This is a genomic window from Labrenzia sp. VG12 (assembly GCF_002237595.1).
Classification (GTDB): domain Bacteria; phylum Pseudomonadota; class Alphaproteobacteria; order Rhizobiales; family Stappiaceae; genus Roseibium.
On record NZ_CP022529.1, the window covers coordinates 2044104 to 2069459 of the forward strand.

Annotated in this window: 21 protein-coding genes; 13 read left to right on the forward strand and 8 right to left on the reverse strand. The window is 60.4% G+C overall.

Features of this window, described 5'->3' with window-relative positions:
- Positions 1-26: 26 nt before the first annotated feature.
- From CHH27_RS09595 to CHH27_RS09605, 3 genes are all read left to right on the forward strand, one after another.
- Positions 27-440 (forward strand): hypothetical protein, encoded by a 414-nt coding sequence (locus CHH27_RS09595; protein WP_094071388.1) that lies wholly within the window; start codon positions 27-29, stop codon positions 438-440.
- A gap of 42 nt (positions 441-482) precedes the next feature.
- Positions 483-1106 carry a hypothetical protein gene (locus tag CHH27_RS09600; protein ID WP_157738836.1) on the forward strand — a complete coding sequence of 208 codons (624 nt, stop codon included), beginning with the start codon at positions 483-485 and terminating at the stop codon, positions 1104-1106.
- Between the two features lie 74 nt (positions 1107-1180).
- On the forward strand, positions 1181-2398 hold the full coding sequence (locus tag CHH27_RS09605; RefSeq protein ID WP_094071390.1) for an NADP-dependent isocitrate dehydrogenase: 1218 nt from the start codon (positions 1181-1183) through the stop codon (positions 2396-2398).
- Between the two features lie 105 nt (positions 2399-2503).
- Here the strand turns inward: CHH27_RS09605 and CHH27_RS09610 are convergent, their stop codons facing one another.
- The 3 genes from CHH27_RS09610 to CHH27_RS09620 are packed head-to-tail and all read right to left on the reverse strand — an operon-like array spanning position 2504 to position 6004.
- Entirely contained in the window at positions 2504-3331 is an 828-nt protein-coding gene (locus tag CHH27_RS09610) for a hypothetical protein (protein ID WP_157738837.1), read from the reverse strand.
- Between the two features lie 23 nt (positions 3332-3354).
- Positions 3355-4323, reverse strand: coding sequence for a hypothetical protein (locus CHH27_RS09615; protein ID WP_094071392.1), 969 nt, complete (start codon positions 4321-4323; stop codon positions 3355-3357).
- Positions 4313-6004, reverse strand: a complete 1692-nt coding sequence (locus CHH27_RS09620; protein WP_157738838.1) for an Hsp70 family protein — start codon at positions 6002-6004, stop codon at positions 4313-4315. Before CHH27_RS09620 ends, CHH27_RS09615 begins: the two co-directional genes overlap by 11 nt.
- Positions 6005-6502: 498 nt before the next feature.
- Here CHH27_RS09620 and CHH27_RS09625 point away from each other — a divergent pair, with 498 nt between their 5' ends.
- Positions 6503-7141: a glutathione S-transferase family protein gene (locus CHH27_RS09625; RefSeq protein WP_094071394.1), complete on the forward strand. Its 639-nt coding sequence runs from the start codon at positions 6503-6505 to the stop codon at positions 7139-7141.
- Positions 7142-7176: 35 nt separating this feature from the next.
- Here the strand turns inward: CHH27_RS09625 and CHH27_RS09630 are convergent, their stop codons facing one another.
- Complete coding sequence (locus tag CHH27_RS09630) at positions 7177-8289, reverse strand: vWA domain-containing protein (RefSeq protein ID WP_094071395.1); 1113 nt, start codon at positions 8287-8289, stop codon at positions 7177-7179.
- Positions 8290-8740: 451 nt separating this feature from the next.
- Here CHH27_RS09630 and CHH27_RS28080 point away from each other — a divergent pair, with 451 nt between their 5' ends.
- Positions 8741-9037: a hypothetical protein gene (locus CHH27_RS28080; protein ID WP_208988751.1), complete on the forward strand. Its 297-nt coding sequence runs from the start codon at positions 8741-8743 to the stop codon at positions 9035-9037.
- A gap of 16 nt (positions 9038-9053) precedes the next feature.
- Positions 9054-9512, forward strand: a complete 459-nt coding sequence (locus tag CHH27_RS09640) for a cupin (RefSeq protein WP_094071397.1) — start codon at positions 9054-9056, stop codon at positions 9510-9512.
- A 3-nt stretch (positions 9513-9515) separates the two neighbouring features.
- Here the strand turns inward: CHH27_RS09640 and CHH27_RS09645 are convergent, their stop codons facing one another.
- Entirely contained in the window at positions 9516-10835 is a 1320-nt protein-coding gene (locus tag CHH27_RS09645) for a cyclic nucleotide-gated ion channel (RefSeq protein WP_094074636.1), read from the reverse strand.
- A gap of 155 nt (positions 10836-10990) precedes the next feature.
- Between CHH27_RS09645 and CHH27_RS28475 the strand changes: the two genes are divergently transcribed.
- Positions 10991-11116: a hypothetical protein gene (locus CHH27_RS28475; RefSeq protein WP_256386431.1), complete on the forward strand. Its 126-nt coding sequence runs from the start codon at positions 10991-10993 to the stop codon at positions 11114-11116.
- Between the two features lie 182 nt (positions 11117-11298).
- Positions 11299-12264: a glycerophosphodiester phosphodiesterase family protein gene (locus CHH27_RS09650; protein WP_094071398.1), complete on the forward strand. Its 966-nt coding sequence runs from the start codon at positions 11299-11301 to the stop codon at positions 12262-12264.
- Between the two features lie 61 nt (positions 12265-12325).
- Here the strand turns inward: CHH27_RS09650 and alaS are convergent, their stop codons facing one another.
- Together alaS and recA are read right to left on the reverse strand one after the other, a co-directional pair.
- Entirely contained in the window at positions 12326-14983 is a 2658-nt protein-coding gene (alaS, locus tag CHH27_RS09655) for an alanine--tRNA ligase (protein WP_094071399.1), read from the reverse strand.
- A gap of 270 nt (positions 14984-15253) precedes the next feature.
- Positions 15254-16324: a recombinase RecA gene (gene recA / locus CHH27_RS09660; RefSeq protein WP_094071400.1), complete on the reverse strand. Its 1071-nt coding sequence runs from the start codon at positions 16322-16324 to the stop codon at positions 15254-15256.
- A gap of 332 nt (positions 16325-16656) precedes the next feature.
- Here recA and CHH27_RS09665 point away from each other — a divergent pair, with 332 nt between their 5' ends.
- Positions 16657-17598, forward strand: coding sequence for a PfkB family carbohydrate kinase (locus CHH27_RS09665; protein WP_208988753.1), 942 nt, complete (start codon positions 16657-16659; stop codon positions 17596-17598).
- Between the two features lie 89 nt (positions 17599-17687).
- A complete protein-coding gene (locus CHH27_RS09670) occupies positions 17688-18617 on the forward strand; it encodes a pseudouridine-5'-phosphate glycosidase (RefSeq protein WP_094071401.1) in 930 nt (309 codons plus the stop codon).
- Between the two features lie 5 nt (positions 18618-18622).
- On the opposite strand, the gene CHH27_RS09675 is transcribed toward CHH27_RS09670, so the two are convergent.
- Positions 18623-21040, reverse strand: coding sequence for a DUF3772 domain-containing protein (locus tag CHH27_RS09675; RefSeq protein WP_094074638.1), 2418 nt, complete (start codon positions 21038-21040; stop codon positions 18623-18625).
- 495 nt (positions 21041-21535) lie between these two features.
- Here CHH27_RS09675 and CHH27_RS09680 point away from each other — a divergent pair, with 495 nt between their 5' ends.
- From CHH27_RS09680 to CHH27_RS09690, 3 genes are read left to right on the forward strand one after another with little or no spacing between them, the layout of a single operon-like run.
- Complete coding sequence (locus CHH27_RS09680) at positions 21536-22741, forward strand: cell surface protein (protein ID WP_094071402.1); 1206 nt, start codon at positions 21536-21538, stop codon at positions 22739-22741.
- A 57-nt stretch (positions 22742-22798) separates the two neighbouring features.
- Complete coding sequence (locus CHH27_RS09685; RefSeq protein ID WP_094071403.1) at positions 22799-23725, forward strand: DUF6384 family protein; 927 nt, start codon at positions 22799-22801, stop codon at positions 23723-23725.
- A 37-nt stretch (positions 23726-23762) separates the two neighbouring features.
- Positions 23763-25202, forward strand: coding sequence for a hypothetical protein (locus tag CHH27_RS09690; protein ID WP_094071404.1), 1440 nt, complete (start codon positions 23763-23765; stop codon positions 25200-25202).
- The last annotated feature ends 154 nt before the right edge of the window (positions 25203-25356 follow it).

The following is a 25356-nucleotide window of genomic DNA, read 5'->3' on the forward strand; positions in this document are numbered from 1 at the left end:
CGTTTTCAGAAAAGGCTGTTCTGAACATGATCCGGTTTCTGCTTCTGTGTTTCCTGTTCATATCGTTCTCTGGAACGTCTTCAAGCGCCAAAAACTGGATTGAAACGGATCTGCCGGCCTATGCCACTGACACGGAATTTGTCGCGATCGGCACTGACGGTCTTTTATATTCGGTTAGCGCCAATCCCAACGGCTATGTGTTCACGTCCCTGCAGGACATCTATCGCTTCGAACCGTCCGGCGATGGCTTCACCGGGCGCATCCTGTCGGCAAGGAAGGTCTACTATCTCGGCGCCAGTTGCGATGCCGCCGGCGAAGGACTGACCGGCTCCTGGACGGTGAACGGCACCGGCCTCGCCTTTGCCATTTCAGGTCCGGCCGGTGTGCTGCAATCCTTCCACTTGTTGTCGACCGGCCTCACCCCAAACCACAGCTGCTGATCGCCGTCAGCCGGCGCTCTCCACGGCACCTCGGAGGACATGATGTTCAGACGGATTACAGCCCCCCTCGTCCTGGGACTGGTCATGACAGGCAGCGCTGCGGGCGCGCCCCTGGAAGCCTATTTTGCCAGCACCGACAGCTGCTACGGCCGCAGTTATTCCACCGAACATCTTGAACGGCATCGCGGGCAGCAGGTGATCGACTTTGCCATCAGCCATTTTCCGAACCGGCAGGAACTCCTGGGCATGGACAGTCCCTTCCAGCCCTATCCGGACACGCCAAAGCTGGTTCTCAGGCTCGATGTCTGGTTGCGCGGCCAGGACCGGTCCTGGCAGGATCACGCCATTTGCGAGGCTTCGGGCGAAGCCCTGACATGTGCCATCGAGTGTGACGGCGGGTCGTTCCAGATCCATGAAAGGTCAGACGACCGGCTGCTGGTGAAACCGGACAAGGATCTCTTCTTCGCCCAATGTGATGCCGGCGATGCGGTGATCCGCAAGACCCCAGAGGATTCTTCCTATCTGCTGTCCCCTTGCCACGGTCGCATTGCAAGGCGGAGTGAGGTTTTAATCCGGCTGGCTCGACAGAGGTTTTCCGGCAATCGATTGAAAGACCAATACGCCCTTGCCTCTCACCGGCTGATTGTATACAAGCGCACACAATAGAAATCCGGTACAAGTCTGTACCGTGCGTTTCCCGATTGCCCGATCCCTTTTAAAGACCGCGAGGCCACCCTTCCATGGCAAAGATCAAAGTCGACAATCCCGTTGTTGAACTCGACGGCGACGAGATGACCCGCATCATGTGGGCCTTCATCAAGGACAAGCTGATCCATCCCTATCTCGACATCGACCTGCTCTATTATGACCTGTCGATCGAAAAGCGCGACGAGACCGATGACCAGATCACGGTCGACGCCGCCAACGCGATCAAGGAACACGGTGTCGGCATCAAATGCGCCACGATCACGCCGGACGAGGCGCGGGTCGAGGAGTTTGGCCTGAAGCGCATGTACCGCTCGCCCAACGGCACCATCCGCAACATTCTGGGCGGCGTGATCTTCCGCGAACCGATCATCATGCAGAACGTACCGCGCCTGGTACCGGGCTGGACCCAGCCGATCATCGTCGGCCGCCACGCCTTCGGCGACCAGTACCGCGCCACCGATTTCACCTTTCCGGGCAAAGGCAAGCTGACCCTGAAATTTGTCGGCGAGGACGGCACCGAGATCGAACGCGACGTCTTTGACGCGCCCTCATCCGGTGTCGCCATGGCGATGTACAATCTCGACGACTCCATCCGCGATTTCGCGCGCGCCTCGCTGAACTACGCCCTGCAGCGCAAGGTGCCCTGCTACCTCTCCACCAAGAACACGATCCTGAAAGCCTATGACGGCCGCTTCAAGGACCTGTTCCAGGAGATCTACGAGGCCGAGTTCAAGGACGAATATGCCGAGGCCGGCATCTGGTACGAGCACCGGCTGATCGACGACATGGTGGCCAGCGCGCTGAAATGGTCCGGTGGCTATGTCTGGGCCTGCAAGAACTATGACGGCGATGTGCAGTCCGACACGGTCGCGCAAGGGTTCGGCTCACTCGGCCTGATGACATCGGTCCTGATGACCCCCGACGGCAAGACGGTGGAAGCGGAAGCGGCGCATGGCACGGTCACGCGTCATTTCCGTCAGCACCAGGCCGGTGAAAGCACCTCGACCAACTCCATTGCCTCGATCTTCGCCTGGACCCGGGGCCTCGCCCACAGGGCCAAGCTGGACGGCAACGACAAGCTTGCCCGCTTCGCCAAGACGCTGGAAACCGTCTGCATCAAGACCGTGGAGTCGGGTTACATGACCAAGGATCTGGCGCTGCTGGTCGGCCCGGACCAGGGCTGGCTGACCACCACCGGCTTCCTCGACAAGATCGACGAGAACCTGAAAAAGGCGATGGCGGAGCTCTGAGCTCAAGGCTCATCGGGAATATCTGGCGCCCCGGAGGACACTCCGGGGCGTTTTGGCATCTGGGGCTGGCCTGGGTCAGGCCATGTTGACTGCTTGAAAAGCGCTTTAACGCCGCATCAGGACGAACATGATCACCAGAAAGGAAACGCCCGCTGCCCCTCCGGCCAGTAGCTGCCAGATGCTGTCCTTTTCCAGAAACTGGGCAGCAACACCGAGCGGGATGCCAACAAAAATGGCAATGCCCATGATCCAGTCCCAAAGCGCCATGGCTTCACGTTGATGCTGCTGCCGGGTTTGCTCGGCGCCGATCAGGAACGAAATCGCCATGCTGACCAATTCAGGACGCCCGGCGTTCTTCTCGATGCCCCGGTAATCCGTCAGCCAGTCGAACCGGGCCGCCATTGCTTTCATCAGTCCCGGCGTGATGTCGCTTGTAAAGGACGGTATGCCGCCCTTCTTCATGACCAGGCGGCGATCCAGGAACAGAACAAGTTCTCGTTCAAGCTGCTTGTTCATCTCCAGGTCATCGAACGCTGTGTCGTTCAGGAGCCGCGTAATCGTCGATACGGTATTATCGCCGAGCCGCAGGCATTGCAGTTCGGCAAGACCGAGCTCTGCTGCCGAAATGATCGGTTCTGCGGGTGTGGTCGCGGCCTGCCGGTCTGTCTCCTTACCGGGCTTATTTCCGTCAGCCGGGTCGGCCAAGGGAGACGGAACGTCGTCAAGTTTCGCCGGACCAGTGCCCTCACCGTCGACAAACGCCAGCGCGGTTTCCAGCGCATTGCGCAGCGCCTGGAAACCTTGCGGGTCTTCGGCTGGGTCGATCTGCTTGAGCCGCTTTGCATAGGCGGATCTGATCTGCTTGCGGCTGACCTGCTCCGGATGGGCGATGCCCAGGAGTTCAAAGGCCTCCATGGTGAAAGCGTCGTGCAATTTCCCGTCCCCGAACGTCACTCTCAGGACCGGAAATCGTCACGCCGGAACAGCGAACCGAGAAGCTTGCCAACAATCTTGAAGGCAAGGATCGCGAAGACAATCACCACGGCAACCGTCACGATCCAGCCGACCACAACACTTGCCATGGTTCCAGGGTCCAGCGCGCGCGCCAGGATGCCGCCGAAAAACGATATCAGCACAGCAATCCCGAGCGTGCCGTCGATCGGTGCCATCTTGTCGATCCCGACCTCCTGTCCGACAGCGGGATAGCCGTTGACCGTCAGGAAGATGGCCGCATGCAGAATCTCCGGCTGGTAGGTGAAATCTTCCAGCGCACGATAATCGGCAAGCCAGTGATAGCGTTCGTCAAGCTTCTGCAGAAACGCCTTGGTCACGTCGGGGGCAAAGCGGGGCGTATCGTCGTCGCGCCATTCAATGGCCCGTTCCAGGAAGTTCGCGACGACCAGCCCCAGAAGCCTGTTGGCTTCAAATTCGGCGAAGTCCGGATCATCCAGCATTTCGGAGATCTTGCGGATCGCCGTGTGGCCCGGGCCAAGCGTTTCGATTTCGGCAAGGCGGTCGCGCATGACAGCCGATATGGCGGGGTCTGGCTGCGGCTCGCCTTCCGGGGATGCCACAGCACCACCTGGTGAAGAAGCCTCCGGCTCATCGGCCGGCAGACCGCCATTTTCGCCTGTTTCCTGTTGCAATTCACCCTGTTGAACGTCTGGCCCGGAACTGGTGCCGGCGGACGCTCCGACCGTCTGTGCGTCGGGATCATCTTCCTGAGAGCGCTCGCGCAACTCCACCAGATGCAAAGCCAGTTCGAGAGCTCCGCGCAGCTCCTGAAACGCCTCGGCGTCGCTGGCCTGGTCAATCGTTTTCAATCGGCGGGCATAGGCGCTCTTGACCTGTTTGCGGGTCACGGTGTCCGGCTTGTCGATGCCGAGCACGCCGAAGGGAAAGGACTGGTCGCTCTCAAAGGACATAGCTGGCCTCGAACTGGTCAAGAAGCGGAGCGATGTCCGTGCGGAAGCGTTCGATTTCGGATCGATCCTGGTTGGCCAGGACGGCGTCGAACTGTGTCAGCAGCTCCGAGAACTCGGCGCGTTGGTCCAGCCGTGCCATGGAGAAGCACTGTTCGATCCGCGCGCGCAGAAGGATGTTGACTTCCTCTTCCGCCGGATGGGTCTTGAGTTTCGACAGTTTCTTGCGGGTCGCCTCGATGTCCTTGTCACTCATGTGACCGGCAAGGTTCTTGATCAGGAGACTGGTTGTTTTCTCGTCGCTCAGCGTCGTGACATCGACATCCAGGAGCCCGGAGACATCATAGGTGAACCGCACCGAAGCCGGCTCCACTTCACCGGACTTGCTGCGCGGCAAATTCACCGTGACGCTGCCCAGCTTGACATTCGATTTCACGTCCGGCGCCTCGCCCTGATAGACATTGACCTCGATCGCCGTCTGGCCGGGATGCAGCGCGCTGATGACCTCTTCCCGCGACACCGGGATCACCGTGTTGCGCTCGATGATCGGCAGGAAATAGCCGTCAAAATGACGGCCACCGATCTGGCGCGCCGTCTCGACGCCCAGCGAATGCGCGGTAACATCCGTCATGACGACGTCGCTCAGGGCCTCGTTCTTGCCGACAAGGCCAGCCTGTACGGCCGCACCAAGGGCGACAGCGTGATCGGGATCGATATGGGCGTCCGGGAAATGCCGAAGCGTCTTGGCCAGCATCGAACGGATCACCGGCATCCGCGTGGCCCCGCCAACAAGCACGACCTTTTCCAGATCGGAGGGCGCCAGCCTGGCATCGTGCAGAACACGTTCAAGCGGTCTCCGCAGCCTTTTCAGAAGAGAGGCACTGAGGTCCTCGAACTCGTCCCGCGTCACATGCGCCGCCAGTGACAGGCCCGGCCGGTCGATCTTCACCTCTGCCGCGGGCCGTTCGGTCAGCGTGCGCTTGACCTCTTCGGCAATCTTGGCAACCGGCACCCGGTTCGCATCGGTCTGCTGGTCCTTTTGCAGCAGGGAAAAAAGGTGTTTGGCGAGCACATCGCTGAAATCCTCACCGCCGAGAAAGGCGTCGCCGGAAGTCGCCTTGACCTCCATCACCCCCTCAAAGACCTCGAGCACCGAAACGTCGAAGGTACCGCCACCGAGGTCGAACACCAGAAAACAGCTTTCTGCATCCAGGTCCTGAAGCCCATAGGCGAGCGCTGCCGCGGTCGGTTCGTTGATCAGCCGGACCGGATTGAGACCGGCCGTTCGCGCCGCCGTCGCAACGCAGCTCCGTTGCATTTCGTTAAAATAGGCAGGTACGGAAATCACCACATCGTCAACCGGCGCGCCGAGCGCTGTTTCGGCGTCTTCCTTGAGCGTCGCCAGGACCGCGCTCGACAGTTCGACGGAGTCGAACCGCTTGCCGCCGATCTTGTAGTCCTTTTCCGTGCCCATTGTGCGCTTGAAAGCGGTGACAACCTGATCGGGATTGGCGACTTTACGTGCCAGTGCCGTTTCCCCGACATAAAGCTGTTTGCCGTCGTAACCGACGACAGAGGGGGTCAGAAATTTTCCAAGACGGTTGGGCAGAAGTCTCGGTCCGGCTTCCTCGAACACGGAAATCAGAGAGTTGGTCGTACCGAGATCAATTCCAATATGGGTCAAAAGAAGCACCAAAAAGCAAAGTTGTGGTCATGTTCTGCATCAAATACGCTGACAATTCAGGGCAGATGCCAAGAAGGGTTTAAGTATGCAAAACCGGGCATTGCAAGACATTTTTACCAATGGCAATTACAACTTGGCAGACCGGACGACCTCGGCTGCATGCTTGAGCCTTTTCCCAAGTACCCGCGCTCGCCCAGTAGAAACCACGACGGATCGGCGCCCTTGATCCGAAGGTCGCACCGGATGCCTGTGCCTCAATCTCGGGTCCGTCCTGTGCGGGCAATTTCTTGTTCTTGCGAGCGGTCGCGGATCAGGCCAGAAAGACCGGTCTTGTCACGTTGAACGATGGCCGCTTTCCCATACGCCGACGCGGGAGTGGCACCGCAATACTGCCATCTTCCAGTGGAACGTGGCTGGTGAGCAACAGATGCGAGACCGGTCCCAGGGGTTCGTGGCCCCCAAAGGACTGCGTTTCGACCGTTTGTCCGGGGGAGCTTCATGATTGAACTTTATGGCGCCGACTATTCTGTCTATGTCCGCTCCGCACGGCTCGCGCTGGCGGAAAAGGGCCTTGCCTACAAACATGTTCCGATCGATGTCTTTGCGCCGGAAGGCCCGCCTGCGGACTATCTGGCTCTGCACCCGTTCGGCAAGATCCCGGCTCTGAAACACGGAGACGCGACCCTTTATGAAACGGTGGCGATCCTGCGCTATATCGATGAAGCCTTTGACGGCCCGCCGCTGCAGCCAGACGACCCACTCGGTCGGGCCCGCATGACACAGATCCTGTCCATCCTCGACACTTACGCCTATCGAACCCTCGTCTGGGATATTTTTGTCGAACGCATTGTGAAGACCCGGGACGGTACCCCGGCAGACGAGGTCAAGATCGCTGCGGCCATGGGGGCTGCCAGAACCATCATTACCGCGTTGGAGAGCCTGTGCTCCGGCGGATCGTTCCTGCTGGGAACCAGACCCAGCCTGGCCGATTGCCATGCAGCTCCGATGTTGGCCCTCTTCCAGATGGCCGAGGAAGGCTCCCTGTTGCTCAAGGCAGCGCCTAGGCTGTCTGCGTGGCTGGCGCATTTTGCGACCCGTCCCAGTTTTCAGGAAACTGCGCCGCAGTCGCGCGACTGAGCAGACGGGAGGCTCCCGGACGGAGCCTCTGGTCCTCAGTTCAGTTGCTCTTCCAGAATGCGGCTGGCTTCGGTGTCAAAGGCCGGCGCGGCGGACGCTTCGCTCTTTCTGGCATCAGCGACATGGGCGTCCCGCTTGGCAACAAGTTCCTTCATCTGTGCGGACAATTCACGCCGTTCCGCCAGTTTCTGCGCGACGAAGGCGCGTTGCTCCTCTTCGGCAAGTTCGGCAACGGCTTCGGGCAGCTGATCTTTCGGCAGGGTTTGCAAGTCCACCCGGCCCGCCTCAAGATCATCAACCAGATCGCCTTCTCCGGTGGTCACCTTGCCCTTGCCGATGAGATAGGCGGATTCCGCGACCGCCCCATGATCCTTGGCGTAGGACTTCGTGGCGATGCGCGCCTTTAACTGCCTTTGCTGCGCCCGATTGCCATAGGGCACCACGGTCTGGTCGATGCGCCGTTGCAAGTCCAGGATCTCATCATCCCACGGGCTGTCGTAATGCGTGGTCAATCCGCCGTCCTGCGCGATCGCGATATAACTGCCGCCCCCCATCCGGGCGATCGTCTGCCAGTATTGACGGGTTTCATACCAGTCACCGGCCTGCACCGTGTTGACGGTGATATCGCGCTGACGCGCCTCCTTCAGGATCTCGGGATAATGCGGCCCCTGATAGTCCATGTGCGGCGGCGCATCGCCCACCAGGAACAGGAACCGACGGGTGTTGCCCGACCGGGACCACTCGATCTCCGAGACACCAGCATCCAACGCCTCATTCACGGCCTCCGGACCATCGCCGCCGCCAGAGGCTAGAAACTTCCACAGCAGAGCGTTGACCTCCTGCAGGTCCGGCGTCATCTGAAACGTGCGCACGACATAGTCGTCGCCAAAATCGCGATAGGCGACCAACCCCATGCGGATATCCGCATTCGGATTGGCGCGGGATATGGTGTTTGCGATGGACCATATCTTGCGGCGTGCATTGTCGATCAGACCGGACATCGATCCGGTGGTATCAAGCACAAAGGCAACCTCGATCCGGTCTGCATGCGGTTGGCTGTGGGCCAGGACCGGAGACGATGCAACGGCAAGAAACGCAACAGCGCTTCCCAGCCAAACGGTTCTGTTGAAAAGGCGGGCACACATCATCTGGCTCCTCCATCTGCAAGCACGCTCAGATCAGGAGAACAGGCCAGAAGGCTCAAACTTGGGCGTCGATTGGGCGATTTGTGGGCAACTTGTCGACCGCCACAGGGCAGATGTCAGGCGTTGTCAGCCCCTTTTGGGCTTATGCAAAGCCGCTGCTTCCTGGACGGACCAGCACCCGACAGGGCGGTGATAATCAGCTGCCCGGCAGGTTGGCGGATTTCGTGTTACCTTTGCAGCTGATTGGACCTGACACGACCGTCACACGGGGAACACCATGTTTGAATCATTTTCTGAAGAAAGCTCTTTTCTCAAGATAAATCAGATTATTAAAAGACTTTTCTTATGCACCTTTCTAACACTTGCGCTCGGCCTGAACGCCTTCGCGCAATCCGTTCATGAACCCGCGCGCGGAACCGCCGAGCGATCGGAAATCCTGAACGCGGTGCGGCCGATGCTGGAAGCGCGCGTCGGCCCACCGGTCGAATTCGTGGTCGACTGGATGCGTTCCGGCAGTGGCTGGGCTTTCGTTCAGCTCAGTCCGCAGCGACCGGGCGGCGGCGTGATCAACCTTTACCAGACCACCTATGCCAACCAGGCCGAATACATGGACGGCGTCTTCACCGTTGCCCTTCTGAAGTTTCAGTACAATCGCTGGAACCTGATCGACTTCGCGGTCGGCCCGACCGATGTCTTCTGGCAGGGCGATCCGCTCTACGCCCAGCTTCCGCTGGGTCTGGTGCCATACTGAGAAGGCTTTGCCCGAAATGACCTCCAGTTCGACCGACGCGGCGCAATTTGCTGTCTATTGGCATCTCTGGACCGATACGGACGGCATCACCCATCAAAGCAAGTGCCGGTTTGACAAGCTGGAGCTCAAAAATTTCGCGCCGCCCGCCAAAGATCTCTGGGTAAGACGATTGGCAGCAGAGCCGGAAGACATCACGATCCTGGTGCTGCAGCCAGGCACCTTGCAATGGCACCGAAATCCCAGACCGCAATGGATTGTGCCGCTCTCCGGAACCTGGTTCGTGGAAAGCATGGATGGCACGAGGGTCGAGATGGGGCCCGGAGAGCTGTCCTTCGGAGAGGATCAGCTCGCGCGGGAAGACGCGAATGGACGGGCCGGCCACCTGTCCGGCGTCGTTGGGGAAGCCCCTTGCGTCCTGATGCTCATCCAGATCCAGGATCCACCCAGGCAAGGTTTGGCCTGCCGGATCGACTGACGGCTATTTCGCCGGATCCCGCTCAACGACGGAGGCACTGCCCTCAAACAGTTCGGGTTCCGCGTCGGCGGTTTCGGCCGACGCAAAGACACCCGCCTGTTGCAGCTCTTCTTCGGCGATCTCGCCCAGCACCTTCTTGCCCTCGGACACGCGTTCGCGCGCCTCTTCCATGATCTTGTGGGCAAGCGCCTCATCGCGATCCATCAGCTGCTGCAACGCGCCCGCCTCCAGAACCATGAGCTGGCAATCGCTGTTGGCCGTGACGACGGCTGTGCGCGTTGTCTGATTGATCAAGGCAAGCTCACCAAAGAAGTTGCCTTCACCCAGATAAACCGTGTCGTGCTCCAGCTTGATGGCAACCTCGCCATCGGCAATGAAATACATCTTGTCGGCAACGTCGCCCTTGTCCGCGATGATGCCGCCCTTTCGGACGCTTTGTGCCTGCAGCAACTTGGTCACTTCTGCAATTTCCGTGGCTTTCAGGTCTTCGAACAGCGGCACGCGTGCAACCATCGACCAGGTCACAACGAAATCGCGGCTGTGGATCTCGCGCGCAAAGGCCGACGCGATGATGCCGACCGGCAGAGCGATCAGTCCATAGCCCATCATCATCACCACGCTGCCAACCATCTTGCCAAGATTGGTGACCGGGACAACGTCACCATAGCCCACCGTGGTCACCGTCGTGATCGCCCAGTAGATGCCGTGCAGGATGCTGCGGAATTTCTCCGGCTGGTCATCATGTTCGATGAGATACATCAGGGTCGCGGCCAGCAGGATGACGCCTGCGATGATCATCGTGGACCCCATGAGCGCCTTGCGTTCCGCGACGACAGCGGAAATCAGCGACCGCAAGGCCGGAGAGTAGCGGGCCAGCTTGAGAAACCGGAGAAGGCGCAGCAGCACTACGACGGTGACCGCCTGGTTCGGCAGGAACAAGACGAAAAGCAACGGCAACGCACCGATCAGGTCGATCACCGCATCGGGCTGAACCGCATAGCGGTACCTCGACCAGAACGGACCATAGCGGCGCAGCGGTGGGTGCAGATCCGCAACGTAAAGCCTCAAGATATACTCGACCAGAAATATGAACCCGCTGCCGAGCTGCACGAAGCGCAGATGCGGACCGAATGTGTCCCTGACCTGCGGCACCGTTTCCAGAACTGCAAGCCCGATATTCAGAAGGATCAGAACAACGAGAAACTGCCGCAGGGACCGGGCTGCCAGCCTTCGCTTGCCCGTGTCCTCAAGCACTTCATAAAGCGCCCGCTTGAAGTTCTGCTGTTCCACCAGCACCTCGTCTCGTAGAAAGGTCAGCCTCATCAATAGCGGAATTTCGAGCGGCAACAAAGCCTTGGACGGCGCGTCCTCACAGCTTGCGCGCAATTCCGTGACATCGGAACGCGACATAGTGATTGGGCAAGATTGCCGCAGGTCCCCATCTGTCTTTGTGTAAGCGAAACCAAAAGGAGATGACGATGACCATTGAAACCAACAAGGCGCGGGCTGGTGAAACCACTCAGCATCATGTGGTGCTGAAAATGCTGATTGCCTCAACCTTCCTGACGGCCCTGGCCCTTGCACTGGCAGCAGCCCTCAGCTGATCAAATCCGCATCCGACTGAAAAGAGCGTGCCAGATGGCACGCTTTTTCAGTTTTTGTCCCCGGTAATGCCCTCAATCAACGCTCATGATGGTACCGACCGTCTTGGCCCCGTCTCCATTCAGCCACAGTCTCACGGGAAGACTTGCAGCCGTTTTCCAACTGAGTCTTCCGGCTGTCGTCAATGTTTCGAAAAAGTCTCGCCGCCGCCGCCCTTCTGGGGCTGGCGCTTTATGTCACCAATGCATCCTGGCTTGCTTCTCCGCCCACGGGTGGCGATCTGACGATCATTTCCCATCGTGGCGTCCATCAAACCTATGATCGCACAGACCTTGGCCGCGACACCTGCACCGCCGACCGGATCTTTAACCCCGAACACGCCTTTCTGGAAAACACGCTCGCCTCCATGGAGGCCGCCTTTGCTGCCGGGGCGGACATTGTCGAACTCGACATTCATCCAACCACCGACGGTCATTTTGCCGTTTTTCACGACTGGACACTGGACTGCCGGACCGATGGTTCGGGTGTCACGCGTGAGCATAGCCTTTCCGCCCTGAAGGCGCTCGACATCGGATACGGCTATACGGCCGACAACGGCCAGACCTATCCTTTCAGAGGCACCGGACTTGGCAAGCTGCCCTCCCTCAGCGACGTTCTGGAGGGATTTTCAAAAGGCAAGTTCCTGATCAACTTCAAGAGCCGGGATCCTGCAGAAGCGGACCGGCTCGAAGCCCTATTAAAGACCCATCCGGATTGGGAAACCCGTGTCTGGGGCGTTTACGGCGGTGAAGCACCAACCGCAAATATGATCCGCCACCGGCCGGGCCTGCGCGGTTTTACGAAAAAGGACACCAAGGACTGCCTGCAGCGCTATATCGCCCTTGGCTGGTCGGGCTTTGTCCCGGGAGCCTGCCGCGGCAAAACAATCCTGGTGCCATCCAATTATGCGCCGTATCTCTGGGGTTGGCCGAACCGCTTCCTGGCGCGGATGCGCGCGCATGACACCGAGGTGATCTATACCGGTCCGCCCAAGGGCACAGGCGGGATCGACACGCAGGAACAGATGCAATCGGTACCGGACGGGTTTCAGGGATATGTCTGGACCAACCGGATTGAATTCATCGGCCCGGCGCTGAGCCAGCATAACTGACATGAAAACGGGCGGCCCGAAGGGACCGCCCGCTTCATCATACAAGATTGGCTGAAGATCTTCAGAGACCTGCCAGATGGCTTTCGATCGCGGCAATGGCGCCGTCGGCCTTTGAACCGTCCGGACCACCGGCCTGCGCCATGTCCGGCCGGCCGCCGCCACCGCGGCCGCCCAGGGCTTCGGACCCGATGCGCACCAGATCAACCGCACTGACTTTCTCGGTCAGATCCTTGGTGACAGCGGTCACAATCGCCGCCTTGCCGTCTTCAGCAACGCTGATCAGCACCACCACGCCGGTGCCGAGCTGGGCCTTGGCGTCATCGGCCATGCCTTTCAGGTCCTTCGGATTGATGCCGTCCACCGTTCGGGCCATGAGCTTGAACGAACCGGCGTCCTTCACCGGTGCGCCCTCGCCCGAGCCGCCACCCATGGCAAGTTTCTTCTTCGCATCGGCCAGCTCTTTTTCCAGCTTGCGGCGTTCCTCCACAAGCTGTGCCACCCGGGCCGGCACATCCTCTGCACCGGTTTTCAGGATCGCGGCCACTTCGCGCATGCGCTTGTCCTGACCATCCAGGTAGGCCCGGGCTTCAGCGCCCGTCAGGGCCTCGATGCGGCGAACGCCGGCGGCAACGGCACCTTCGGACACCAGGGTTACAAGACCGATGTCACCGGTGCGTTTCACATGCGTGCCGCCGCAAAGTTCGAGCGAATACGGCTTGCCTTCCTTGTCCCCGTGGAGCGCAGTGCCCATGGAGACGACACGGACTTCCTCGCCGTATTTTTCACCGAACAGCGCCATGGCGCCGGCTTCGATGGCATCGTCAACGGCCATCAGGCGCGTTTCGACAGGGGCATTCTGCAACACGATCTCGTTGGCGAAGGTCTCGACGGTTGCAAGCTCGTCATCCCCGACCGGCTTCGGATGAGAGAAATCGAAGCGCAGGCGTTCCGGTGTCACCAGCGAGCCCTTCTGGGCAACATGGCCGCCCAGAACTTCGCGGAGAGCCTCATGCACCAGGTGTGTGGCTGAGTGGTTCGCCCGGATCGACGTGCGGCGGCCGTGATCGACCTTCAGCTCAAGGGCGAGACCCGGCACCAGCGTGCCCTCTTCCACGGTCACCGCATGTACGAACAGGCCATCGGCCTTTTTCTGCGTGTTGGTGACAACCGCCCTGACGCCATTTGCCAGCATCAGGCCGGTGTCTCCGACCTGCCCGCCGCTTTCGCCATAGAACGGCGTCTGGTTGAGCACGACGAAACCGCTCTGGCCGGCCGTCAGGTCAGCCACTTCCTTGTCCTCGGACGCAAGACCGGCAACGACACCTTCCGCACTCTCGGTTTCATAACCGAGGAAATCGGTGGCGCCGTGTTTTTCCTTGAGCGCAAACCAGACGGCTTCCGTTGCCGCGCCGCCGGAACCGGACCACGCCGCCCGGGCCTCTGCCTTCTGGCGCTCCATGGCGGCATCGAAGCCGTCGGTGTCGACCGAGATATCCCGTGCACGCAGGGCGTCCTGGGTCAGGTCCAGCGGGAAACCATAGGTGTCATAGAGCTTGAAGGCGGTCTCGCCATCGAGCTGGCCACCGGCTGTCAGGTCTTCCGTTGCACTGTCGAGCAGGCCAAGGCCGCGTTCCAGCGTCTTGCGGAAACGGGTTTCCTCCAGCTTCAGCGTCTCGGTAATCAGGTCCTCGGCCCGGCCGAGCTCCGGATAGGCCCGGCCCATCTCGCGCACCAGCGCCGGCACCAGCTTGTGCATCAGCGGTTCGCTGGCGCCGAGCAGGTGGGCGTGGCGCATGCCGCGACGCATGATCCGGCGCAGCACATAGCCCCGGCCTTCATTGGACGGCAGCACGCCATCGGCGATCAGGAAACTCGTGGACCGCAGGTGATCGGCAATCACCCGGTGACTTCCAAGCGCATCGCCTTCCGCATCCACACCCGTGGCATGTTCGGAAGCGGCAATCAGCGCCTTGAAGAGGTCGATGTCGTAGTTGTTGTGAACGCCCTGCATGACAGCGGCAATCCGCTCGATGCCCATGCCGGTGTCGATTGACGGCCGCGGCAGATCGAGCCGCGCTTCCGGCGTCTGCTCATACTGCATGAAGACCAGGTTCCAGATCTCGATGAACCGGTCACCGTCTTCCTCGGCAGAGCCCGGAGGGCCACCCCAGACGTGATCGCCGTGGTCATAGAAGATTTCCGAACAGGGCCCGCAAGGTCCGGTGTCGCCCATGGACCAGAAATTGTCCGAGGTCGGAATGCGGATGATCCGGTCTTCGCTGAGACCGGCAATCTTCTTCCAGAGATCGAACGCCTGGTCGTCCTCGGCATAGACCGTCACCAGCAGCTTGTCGGCCGGCAAGCCGTATTCCCTGGTGATCAGGTTCCAGGCGAGCTCGATGGCACGGTCCTTGAAATAGTCACCGAAGGAAAAATTGCCCAGCATCTCGAAGAACGTGTGGTGCCGGGCGGTGTAACCGACATTGTCGAGATCATTGTGCTTGCCGCCAGCACGCACCACCTTCTGGGCCGTGACCGCTCGAGAATAGTCGCGCTTTTCCAGGCCGGTAAAGACGTTCTTGAACTGGTTCATGCCTGCATTGGCAAACATCAGCGTGGGATCGTTGCGCGGCACCAGAGGTCCGGACTCGACCACCTCGTGATCGTTTTTCTGAAAGTAGTCCAGAAAGGCGGAGCGGATTTCATTAACGCCGGTCATTCAGGTCTCGCATCGGTCCAAAGCCCTTCGGATCGGGCCGGTTGTAAATCTTTGGAAGCCCCGATCCCGTAGACGGATCGCGGCCGGAACAGCCTTTTAACTTTGCGCTTTTGCGCTGTCCAGCAATTGCGGCGACGTTGTGCCCGTCAAGCCAAACTCCGTGGCCTGCAGGGGCTATGAAATTCAAAAGGCCCCTTCCCGAAAATCGGGAAAGGGCCTCTGGAAGGCCGACCTTGGGCCGGCATAACTCAAACGGAAACGGACAGGGCTCTATTCGCCCGCGTCTTCGTCGCCACCCGCCGGGTCGATAATCGCATCGGCGATGAGACCTGCATTCTGACGGATCGCAAGTTCAATCTCGTCGGCGACTTCCGGATTGTCTCTCAGGAACTGTTTGGCATTCTCTCGCCCCTGTCCGAGACGCTGGCTGTTGTAGGAGAACCAGGCGCCGGACTTCTCGACGATATTGCCCTTGACGCCCAGATCGATCAGTTCCCCGACCTTTGACACGCCTTCGCCGTAGATGATGTCGAATTCCACCTGACGGAAAGGCGGCGCCAGCTTGTTCTTCACCACCTTGACGCGGGTGTGGTTGCCGACGACTTCATCACGGTCCTTGAGGGAACCGATGCGACGAATATCAAGACGGACCGACGCATAGAATTTCAGGGCATTGCCGCCGGTGGTGGTCTCCGGAGAGCCGAACATCACACCGATTTTCATGCGGATCTGGTTGATGAAGATGACCATGCAGTTCGACTTTGAAATCGATGCGGTCAGTTTGCGAAGCGCCTGGCTCATCAGGCGTGCCTGCATGCCCGGCAGGCTGTCGCCCATCTCGCCTTCAAGCTCGGCCTTCGGTGTCAGGGCGGCAACGGAATCGATCACCAGAACGTCAATCGCCCCGGACCGGACCAGCGTATCGGCAATTTCCAGCGCCTGTTCGCCGGCATCGGGCTGCGAGATCAGGAGATTGTCAATATCCACCCCCAGCTTGCGGGCGTAGATCGGGTCGAGCGCGTGTTCCGCATCGACAAAAGCGCAAATGCCGCCATTCTTCTGGGCTTCGGCCACCGTGTGCAGCGCCAGCGTGGTCTTACCCGACGATTCAGGGCCGTAGATTTCAACAATTCGCCCCCGTGGCAGGCCGCCGATCCCAAGGGCAATGTCAAGACCCAGAGACCCGGTTGAAACGGACTGGACCTCCACGGCCTGGCCCTGGCCCATCTTCATGATGGAGCCCTTGCCAAAGGCGCGTTCGATCTGGCTGAGCGCTGCATCAAGCGCTTTTGTCTTATCCATCTGGCTGCTTTCTACGAGACGAAGTGTACTTTGTGACATGGCTCACGCTCCTTATTCCACGATGGACGCGCTGTTTCAATGAGAGCCTTTGTACACATTTTGTTCTCTTTTTTCAAGTCGGCAAAACCGTTTGGTATTAAAATGGAAATGCGTGTTTGTTTCCAATATGTTCTCATCAACGCTGACAGAAACTGACGCAGCGTCAACAAAAAACGGAACATCTCGTGATTCTGTCTTTCGGCAGAATCATGTGAACTGCCCGGCACGCTTGCCGCCCCGATGCTAATCTGCTAGCCCGCGCTGTTCTGAAGTTGAGTGCCGCAAATGCCAGTACCTGGCTGATCGGCCCCCGAAAAGAGATCCTGCCGGACGTGACCGACACGAAGCCCTTTCCCGTCATTGCCATTGGCGCAATTCATTACGACACGATTGCCCATGCCAGCGAGACCATCCGGCCGGAAACCTCGACCCCTGCCCGATTTGCCGCCAAACCGGGCGGCGTCGCAACCAATCTCGCCAGGTCTCTGTCCCGGCTTGGTGTATCCGTTCGCCTGGTGGGCGCCGTCGGCGACGATGGTGCGGCCCGCGAACTCAGCCGGCAGTTGACAGGCGAAGGCCTCCAGCTTGAAACCGTGCCGCGATCGGGATTTGCAACCGGTCAATATCTCGCACTTCACGATCCGTCCGGCGCACTCGCGGCGGCCTGCGTGGATGACAGGGTGCTCGCCGAAGCTCCGGCCGATCTGTTTGACAGTCTCCTGGCGAAACTCACCGCAGACATGCCGACCGAAACGCTCTGGTTTGCAGATGCCAACCTGCCCGCCGACATGCTGCGCCGTCTTGTCACCCAGATCCGTCCCGCCCGGTTGATCGCCAATGCCGTCTCCGAGGCGAAGGCGATCCGATTGAAGCCACTATTGGCCGACCTCGATTGCCTGATGCTCAATCGCGGCGAAGCCATCGCCCTGACGGACCTGCCGCGGGACGCCGCCGCCGAGGACCTCGTCTCCGCTCTGGTCACCTCGGGCTTGAACCGGTTTGTGCTCACCAGCGGGGCCGAAGACGTCATGGTTCTGGAAGATGGCGCGGTCAGCAGGTTCCGCCCGAAGGCAACCCGGATCACCGACGTGACCGGCGCCGGAGATGCGCTCATGGCCGGCACGCTTGCGGCGCTGGCCAGAGGCAGGAACCTGACGGCTGCCATGCCCTTCGGCCTTGCTGCGGCCGCCCTGACCCTGTCCAGCACCGGTGCGCTTGCCGAAGGACTTTCATGGCAGGCGCTTCACCAATTTGACCAAACGGACAAAATCTGATCTTGGCGCCCTGCCTGGCGCCGCCTATAAGACAGCCAACTCCGTCCGGCTGAAAACCGCCGGACCAACGAACCAGAAAGGCTACTCCTGTGACCAGCCCTGCCCCGGCCGCGCTTGCGGATCTGATTGTTTACAACGACGAAGTCCGTGACGCCCTGTCGACCGGCAAACCGGTCGTTGCCCTGGAATCCACCATCATCACCCACGGCATGCCGTTTCCGAAAAACGTCGAGACGGCACGACAGGTCGAGGCCGACATCCGGGCCGAAGGTGCCGTACCAGCGACCATCGCGCTGATGGACGGCAAGATCATGGTCGGACTGTCCGACGCGGATCTCGACCGCCTCGCCCAGGCCAAGGATGTGATGAAATGCTCGCGCGCCGATCTCACGTTTGCCCTGGCGACCGGCCGCTATGGCGCGACAACCGTGGCCGCGACCATGATGGCGGCACATGCTGCCGGCCTGAAAGTGTTTGCCACCGGCGGCATTGGCGGCGTTCACAAGGGCGCGGAACAGAGCTTCGATATTTCCGCAGACCTCGATGAACTCGGCCGTACGCCGGTCTGCGTCGTTTCCGCTGGCGCCAAGGCCCTGCTTGATATTCCCAAGACCCTGGAAGTGCTTGAAACCAAGGGCGTCCCGGTCATTGCCTATGGCACGGAAGAGCTGCCGGCATTCTGGTCACGCCAGAGCGGCCTTGCCGCGCCATACACCCTCAGCTCCGCTGAAGAGATCGGCGCGCTTTTGAAGATGCGGGAAACCTTTTCCGATCACGGCGGCGTCCTGATCGCCAACCCGGTGCCGGAGACGGACGAGATTCCGCGCTCTGAAATGACCAGCTACATCGATGCGGCCATCGCACAGGCCGAGACAGACGGCATCCGCGGCAAGGAAGTCACGCCATATGTTCTTGGCGCCATCCTTGATCTGACGGCAGGCCGCAGCCTCGACACCAACATCGCTCTTGTGCGCAACAATGCGCGGCTTGCAGCGCGCATTGCAGCCGAGCTGGTCTGATCCGTTCAGGAAGCCGGTGTCGGGCCGGCTTCCTGTTTGCGCTCCAGGAGCGCCAGAAGCTTGTCGATATCCTTGACGTGAAGATCCTGTTGCGGGAACGGGATCTCGATGCCGGCCTTGCCGAGCTCGTTGTAGATCGTGAAATAAAGATCGGACTTGGTCGTCAGGATGTTGTTGACGTCCTTCAGGTAACACCGCAATTCGAAATTCAAGGCGCTTTCGCCAAGCCCGCTGAAAAGCACAAAGGGCGCGGGATAGCGCGCGATTGTGAAATGTCCGCGGGCGGCATCGATCAGGATCGACTTGACCTTCTCAAGATCGCTGCCATAGGCAACCCGCACCGGCAGCAGCAAACGTCCCGACTTGTTGCTGAGGGTCATGTTGCGAACCGTTCCGGCAATCAGGTCCGAGTTCGGAATGATGACATCATGCCGGTCAAAGGTCTCGATCCGGGTCGAGCGGACCGAAATCTTGCGCACATATCCCGACTGGCCGGAGACCTCGATCCAGTCCCCCTCCTTGATCGGGCGCTCGATCAGGAGAATGATTCCGGACACGAAATTCGATACGATGGTCTGCAGGCCAAAACCGATGCCGACCGAGAGTGCGCCGGCAACAACGGCAAGGCTGGAAAGATTGAGCCCGGCTGTCGAGACCGCGATGAGGGCGGCCAGTGTGAGCCCGACATAACCGGTTCCGGTGACAATCGCCGTCTGTGCGCCGCTGTCCATGCGGGTTTGCGGCAGAACCGAACGCCTCAGCAGGTTCTTGAGCCAGCGCGTGATGAACACGCCGAGTGAGAACACCACGGCCAGCACGATCAGCGAATCCAGCGAGAGCCGGATGTCGCCGAATTGCACGCCGTTGACGAGGAGACGCCAGGCATCGGCAATATCAGTGGCGCGCGCGCCCCATGTCAGGGCAATCAGCGGCGCGAACACAGCGACCAGCGCCAGCACCAGTGCGATGCTGACCAGGATAGGCGCCGGTGCGGCCTCGTCCCTGTTGGTTGCCGCCTTCACGAGCGTCTGTGACAGATGGTAGAGCATGAAACCGAGGCCGAGCTGCGCCACCGTCATGATCATCGGGATGATCGCCGCCCTGGCCAGCTGGACGTAACCGGCAAGCGTCACGGTCACGGCCAGAACCGCCGACGCCTTCATCAAGAGTGACAGGAAGAAGAGAAAACCGGATTCCTGCGGTTTGACAGAAGCCTCGTCCACCTCCTCGCCGTCTTCCACGTCTTCCCCTTCGCCCGGACCTGGCACTGCATCTGCCCGTTTGTTGCGAAGGGTTCCCGCAAGCGCCCAAAGCAAAACGGCCGCCATGGCGATCAGCGGAACGGACATGGCTGAAATCGCGGCTTCGCCAAAGGCATTGTCCAGCTGCAAGGCTTCCAGCACGACTTCCAGCATCATGAAGACACCGAGCCCCTGACAGAGCCGCAAGCCGAGCTTGGCTTCACGTTCCTCAAGTTCCAGCAACCGCCATCTTGTCTGTTCCGGCGCAAACAGCGTGTGCCCGAGCCAGTTTGCGATCACCATCACGAGGGCGACAACCGGCGTTGCGGTCAGCGCAATCCGCGCGGCATTGGGATAGATATCCAGCACCGGGATCACCAGAAGCAGCGCGAGCGCGCCAATGACAGGCAAAAGCAGAATGGAAAGATTATAGACAACCGCCAGGGCGACCGCACGCACGCCGGGTTCCTGCTTCAGGCTGATCTTGAGCAGGATCCGGTGTATGGGATGCCGCAGCACCAGAAGAAACAGAAGCCCGAATGCGATCAGTCCGAGTGCGACAGGCACGGTTTCTCCAAGTGCCTTGGAAACGCTCGGACGGGCCAGCTCCGCCTGGATATCCCGGTTCAGTCGCTGCCGGAACTGCTCGATTTCCTGCCAGCCCGAACTCCAGGTGGAGGGAAACACGGGCGACGGATAGCGGGTCAGCAGGCTTTCGATCTTCCTCGCCCGGATCTGGCGGTCGGCCTCTCGAATAAGCACATTCGCCAAGTTGGTGATTTCGCGCGCTTCCCGGATCGGGGCATTTGCGGCAGCCAGTGCATTGGTCAGGTCCCGGCGCCGCTCGGCAATCTCCGCAGGTTCGTCCTGTCCCTCCGGCTGCGGACCCAGCGCCCTGAGCTGGGCTGCGAGCGTCTCGGCTTCGATGCTGCCTTCCGCGACGATGATCGCATTGCTGTCCCGCACCTCGACAAGTTGCCTGCGCAACAGTTCCAGCGTTTTCTCCGAAACAATCCCGTTCTCGAGTGCCGTGGAGGCACGCTCAAACAGATCGAGCACGGTGGGCTGGGCTGAGACCGGGGCACCAGCCGTCTCCTGGGCCCTGGCGACATCCTGAAAAACACCGGCCGTTGCCAGAACGGCCAGGAGACAGGCAAAAAGGAACGTCTGATATTGCTTCATATCCATAGCCTTGCCGACAGGGCCCTGCCCCGGTCAAGCCCCGGCTGACATTTTCGACTTACCTTGCGGCCGTCGCGACCGCGGCAGCAGCTGCCTGATTTCCCCCACAGAAGATCGGCGTGGCTTGTAACCTGAAGGACGCGGTGTCCACCGGGCGAAGCAATTGCACACTCGTTACGACATCATTGCGGTGGTGTGTGCACCGGACAAGGTGGCAACCGGGCGTCCCCATGTGAGCTGGACAAGTTTTTTGGCCAACTGCCACAATGAACAAGGCGGACGAGACATGTCTGTCGCATTCGGCGCGTAAGGCTGTTCCCGGGTCAACGATGATGCCTTGGGCCGTCTATTGCGATATCGGCGCGGCTTAAGCCGTTGACATTGCGGCGTAAGCCTGACCTTACTTGCCGCAAGATTTCATTAAGGAATAGGCTTGGGCCGGGATCCAATCCGGACGGCCAAGAGTTCAGGTAGCGTTTTTCGAGGAGGTCAGACATGACAGACGCGGCAGCCCCAGAAACCCCGGAAAATGCGGCCGCTCCGGCCGGAAGTTTTTCCCCGCTTCAGTATCTCGACCGCGCGCTGTCGACGCTGCGTGACATCGGCATCTCGCCGGAAAGCGAAAAAGACGCACCGATCAACGCGCTGCTGGAACAGATCTCCGACATGTCTCCGGACAAGGTCCTCGTTATCTCGCGCACGCTGGCCCAGGCCTCGAACTTCAATGAAGTGGTCCGGTCCCAGGTCCAGCAGATGGATATTGGCGAGCGCTACGAAGAGATCACGGAGGCTTTCAACACCATCCGTGACGATGCCAAGACACTTGTCGACCAATTGGCAGACGGCAAGATCTCTTTCACGGAGAACCTTGCCAACAAGTGGCGCGACATGCGCCGCGGCACGATTTCCGACCGCTTCGACGATATCCGCTCCACCTACAAGGACGTCGCCAGAGCCACCAAGGACCAGATCGAGCGCGAGCAGACCATTCTGGAAGCCTATCGCGACTTTCGCGGGGCGCTGAAACAGGCCGAGGTCACTGCCCTTGAACTGCTCAACATGGCCACGGAAAAGCTCTCCGCGGCCAAGGCGTCCCTGGAAGGCGCCTCCGGCGAGGTCGAGGCCTATGCAGGCGACGATCCGGCTCAGAAAGCCCGCCTGGAACTGGCGCGGGACGAAAAGCTGCGCGAGATGCAGGACGAGGAAAAGCGCTATCAGATCGCCAAGGACCTCTCCGACAACCTGACGGTCGGCTACAACACGTCGGAAGTCATCATGGCGCGCCTCGTACAGACCACCAATGCCAAGGAACGGGTCTACGCACAGTCGGTCAGCTTCTTCTCCACCAATGAATCGGTGCTGACGGCGCTCAACGCGTCTTTCACCGGCCTGCAGGGCCTGCACGAATCCACCGAAACGCTGAACGCGATGAAGGATGGCATCAACAAGAGCCTGGAGACTCTGGCTGAAATCGGCGACGCCGTGCAGCAGGAGGCGCTCAAGGCCGGTTACGGCCCGACGGTCGCCGCCGCATCGGTCAAGAAGCTGGTCGACAGCGTGGTCAATTTCCAGGTCCAGTCGCGCGAGATCATCAACGAGATGCGTGACATGTCGACCAAGAACTCGGAAGAAATCCGCAACGCGGTCGAAGACGGCAAGCGCCGTCTCGCCAAATTGACGGCACAGGGCCAGGCGCTGTAAGTCGCCGGCTCAGGCGGACCGGCCACCCGGTCCGCCCTCAGGAGAAGTAACGCGTAAATGGCAAGCAAATCCGACGCCCCGCTCGACGATCTCATGATGGCGATGGACGTGGTCGACACGCTGCGCCACGAAGAAGGCCAGGTCGCCCGGGAACTGAAGTCAGACGAGCGAGACGCGGCCATGGTCGAGCGGTTGCGTCAGGTCTATGCCTCCCAGGGCATCGACGTTCCCCATCACATCCTGAAGGCCGGCGTTGAGGATCTGAAGCGCGACCGGTTCGTCTACGCCCCGCCCTCGGCCGGGTTCCAGCGCACCCTGGCCATGATCTACATTTCGCGGAGCACCTGGTCCAAGTGGCTGGCGGCAGCGATCGGTGTCATCGTGGTGTTCGTGGCCGCCTGGTACTTCATCGTGAAGCTGCCGGCCCAACGCGCGGAAGCCGATCTGCAGGCACGCCTGCAGGCCCTGCCGGCGACATACACCGAGTTGGTCGGACGCGTGGATACCCTCACGGACAATGCGGAGATCGAGGCAGAAGCACAACGCCTGGCTGACGATGGCCGCCTGGCACTAACGGACGGCAAGAACGAAGCCGCCTTCAAGGCGGAAACGGACTTGCGCGATCTGGCCGCAAAACTGCAGGAAGTCTTCGAGGTCAGGATCATCTCGCGCGAAGGCATTCCGACCGGCGTTGAGCGCATTCCGGAAGCCAATCCGGAAACCCAGAACTACTACATCGTCGTCGAGGTGATCGATCCGGACGGCAACGTCCTGGAACGCGACATCGTTTCGGAAGAAAACAGTGCGGCCAAACGTGTCGACAAATGGGGTCAGCGGGTCTCGCAGACGATCTACGACGCGGTGCGCCGTGACAAGATGGAAGACGGTATCGTGCAGAAAGGCGTGCTTGGCCAGAAGCGGCGCGGTGACCTTGAGATCAATTGGCGCAGCGGCGTGCAGGACGGAGCGATCACATCATGGTAACGGCTAGCATGCCCAAGCCCCGGAAGGAGGCCAGCCCATGCTGACGGGACGCCAGACCCTTGGCACGATCGAACAGTCACTGACCGATCTGCGCCGAGAGGAAGCCGAGCTCAGCAAACGCATCGAACGCTCGACGCGTGCCCTGACCGACTTGCAGGAACGCCAGAGCGAAGCCTATCGGGACCTCGCCCGGTTCCGTCTCGACACCGACAGTGCCGGCTCGCTCAACACCCGCCTCGACAGTGCTGCCCGCGAAGCGCGGCGCCTGCTGGACAAGCGCAGCGCGGACTACAAGGTGCTGACCGACCAGTTGCGCCAGTGCGAAAGCGAGCGCAGCCAGCTGCAGAAGAAACGCGGCGAACTGGATGCCGGCCGTGATGCGGCCGAAAACCAGATGGATGAGCTGATGGACGCCGTCGACAGCCGTCTGGAAAAGGATGCCGGCTATCAAGACCAGCGTGAGCGCACCGATGCGGCACTGGCCACTGCCGAGGCCGCAGCTTCCAAGGCGGCAACCTCCGAACAGGACCGGCAGCAAAAGGGCAAGGCCTACGAGGCAGACCCACTGTTCATCTATCTGTGGCAACGGGGCTACGGGACACCGGACTACAAACGGCGTGGTCTTGTTCGCTCGCTGGACGGCTGGGTTGCCGGCCTGATCAGGTTCGCCGATGCCCGGGCCAATTATGCCATGCTGACAAGCATACCCGAGCGGGTTGCCAGACATGCCGAACGCTGTGCCGAGATTGCCCGCGAAGAGCAGGAAAAACTGGCCGATTTCAGCAGAAACGCCATGACGGACGCAGCCGGTTCGGACCTGGTCGGCACGATCGAAGACCTGAGCGCCGACATCGACCAGATCGACGGCGATCTGGACAAGCTCGACCGGCGGATCGAAACGCTCTCCGAGGCACTGGCCGAGTTTTCCAGCGGCGAGGATGCAGATTTCCAGAAGGCGGAAGAACACCTGGCCGTTTCGCTGCAGGCCGACGACCTCAATGATCTTTGGCGCGCCGCGCTCGAAACCCCCTCCCCGGAGGACGAAAAGATTGTCCAGCGCATCGAGGAACTGAGGGAACGGGTCGAACAGATTGCCCGGGAAATCCGCCAGGACAGGGAGCTGCAACGCGACATCGGCCGGCGCCGCACGGAACTTGCCGATGTCATCAAGCGTTTTCGGTCCCGGGGCTATGGCAGCTGGGAATCGACCTTCTCCGACGACAAGCTGACGACCGTTCTCCTCGGAGAACTGGTCAAGGGTGCGATTACCGGCGCGGAATACTGGTCCCGCGCGGAACGCTCGCACAAGCGCCGCAAGCCGCGCGGACGGCAGGTGGCATTTCCGAACGGATCCGGATTGCCCAAATCCATGGGCGGATTTGGCGGCGGTCGGCGGAACAAGCCCTTCGGGGGCGGCGGTTTCAAGAGCGGCGGCAGTTTCGGTGGTGGCGGCTTCAAGACGGGCGACACATTCTGAAGCCTCGTGGGAGCTTGCGCCGCCCTGCTCTTGTCACAAGGCTTCGTTAGGAGTGTTATGTCAGTTTATTGCTGGAACATTGCCGTAGATTACGTGTCATCTGTTGTCATTTGACAGTAAGCCGGATTAGAAGCTGCACTTTGAAAGATTAAGA